Consider the following 2,112-nt stretch of genomic DNA (forward strand, 5'->3'; position numbering starts at 1 on the left):
CCGTAGAAGACCTGAAGGTTGAAATAAATCAACTGACGGCTGAAGTGGAAGAGCTCAAGAAAGGCGATTCCCCCTTCACGGTGAACGGTTATTACCGCCTGCAGGCGACCTCAGAAAGCCTGGATGAAACCAACGAGAACAGCAGTTCATTTGTTGACCAGCGCCTGCGTGCAAAGATCACCGGCGACCTCAACGATAACGTGAGCCTGGTTTGGTACGGTGAGCTCGATTCTCCCTGGGGTGAGAAGGGAAGCTGCCAGGGTGACAATTGCGGCAAACTCAGCGCCGACGGCGTTGGCGTTGAGACCAAAAATGTCTACGCTGAACTGAAGGTGCCGAACAGCGACTGGAAGGTGCGAGCGGGCGTCCAGGGGTATGGCTTCGGCAAGTACGAGAGCCTTGTTACCAACGACGACATGAATGGCGTCTCCTTTGCGGGCAATGTTGGTATGGCCACGCTGACAGGTGGCTGGTTCAAGTGGGAAGAAAACGATAGAGATTCTGCGGACGACGTGGACTTCTACATGTTGAGTGCCGAACTTCATCCCAGCGAGGTTTTCCACTACGGCCTTACCGGAGCTCAGATCAGCAACAGCAGTCCGGATGCTCTGAATGGTACGGCGGCTCGAACGGATGACAACTATTTCGGTGCCTACGCCGATTTTACCTTTAACAAAATGGGCTATAGCGGCTCGGTACTTTACAAAAAGTCGTCCGGGCGTGACTCTGACGCAACAGATGGCGACACGTACATGTTGAATCTGTATGCCCAGAGGCATTGGGGCAATGCAAGCCTCAAGATTCACGGCATCTACATTCCGGCTGATGACAGCAGCAATGGTGCAGATCGCTTCGCGGCAAACCAGTCAGGCTGGGAGCTGAATAGCAGCAATCTGCAAATCTTCGGAACAGACTACTACTACAACAATGGTTCCCAGGGGGCCAAGTCAGTTTCTGACGCAGCTTACCAGGGATACGGTCTGATGGGGCTGATAGTCTCGGGTGATCAGGAACTTTCCAACGACTACTACCTGAAGTACGGCACCGGTTACTTCCGCGTTGCCGACGACGCGCCCGACAGCGCTGCTCAGGCCAACGGCTCAACCCTTGGTACTGAAGTCGCTGCTCAGCTTGGTAAAAAGTTTGCCGGCGTGTATGACATCAGCCTCCGCGGTTCTTACGGTTTCATGGGAGACTTCTACGGAGATGACCCGGAGGATACCTATAAGGTCGTAGCTATGGTCAATATCAGTTACTGATCAACGTGTAATTTCATGATCTGATACAACGGCCGGGCCTTAGTCCGGCCGTTTGTCATTGAGCCGAACATGCGGAAGGTCGGCAATGATTTTGACGAAATCCTCCAAATGAGGACACTAGCTGACCCACGCAAAGGGGCCAGCCTTTTCTACTGGGCATTATCGTACTAAAACCACCACCGGACGCCCGCCACGAAGCTGGAGGACTCGACGTCTTCCCCCTCGCGCTCACGAAGGTCCTCTGTGTTGCCCAGAAAGCGGGTGTAAGAAACACCCACGTAGGGCGCAAACTCCCTCGAAAAGTGGTATCTCAGACGGAGCCCCAGGCCCACATTATTGATGCCACTACCGACGCCCCACTCCTCAACATCGCTGAAGGCAACGAGCGTTTCGCCGCGGCCCTGCAAAATGAGCCTTTGGGTCAGCAGCCAGTCGTACTCGGCTTCAAGATCGTATGACACGTCACCGTCGTCGGTGACTCGGAGATTTGTGTCTACCTCAAACCAGTAGGGGGCAAGTCCCTGCAATCCAACAATGGCCGAATAGCGCTCCTTATTAGGGCTGGGGCCAAACGTTGTCTGGGCACCCAATCCTGTCTGTATATCCCAGAAGCGATCGAAGCGATAGCTGTACTGCACATCAAAATTTTCGATGTCGCCGCTGTCGCTGGATAGATCAGTCTCACCTTCCGTTTCGACCCAGAGCCGATTGCGATCTTTACCAATCCAGGCCTGGGCGTCCCACAGGGCCAATTCGTTGTCGCCGTCACGCTGGTATTCCATCCGGTCAAACAGAACCTGGCCAAACACCTGGTTGTCGTGTATCGGCAGCGTCCAGTCCGGTTCGGCCTGAA

At 54.4% G+C, this 2,112-nt stretch carries 2 protein-coding genes; one reads left to right on the forward strand and one right to left on the reverse strand.

The genetic code is table 11. The features are described from left to right. The coding region (locus KYE_RS15410) for a hypothetical protein (RefSeq protein ID WP_008175165.1) at positions 1-1,259 on the forward strand (1,259 nt) is incomplete at its 5' end. 167 nt (positions 1,260-1,426) lie between these two features. On the opposite strand, the gene KYE_RS15415 is transcribed toward KYE_RS15410, so the two are convergent. After that, the coding region (locus tag KYE_RS15415; RefSeq protein ID WP_008175168.1) for a copper resistance protein B at positions 1,427-2,112 on the reverse strand (686 nt) is incomplete at its 5' end.

Origin of the sequence: Marinobacter manganoxydans MnI7-9 (assembly GCF_000235625.1) — a bacterium.
Lineage (GTDB): Bacteria > Pseudomonadota > Gammaproteobacteria > Pseudomonadales > Oleiphilaceae > Marinobacter > Marinobacter manganoxydans.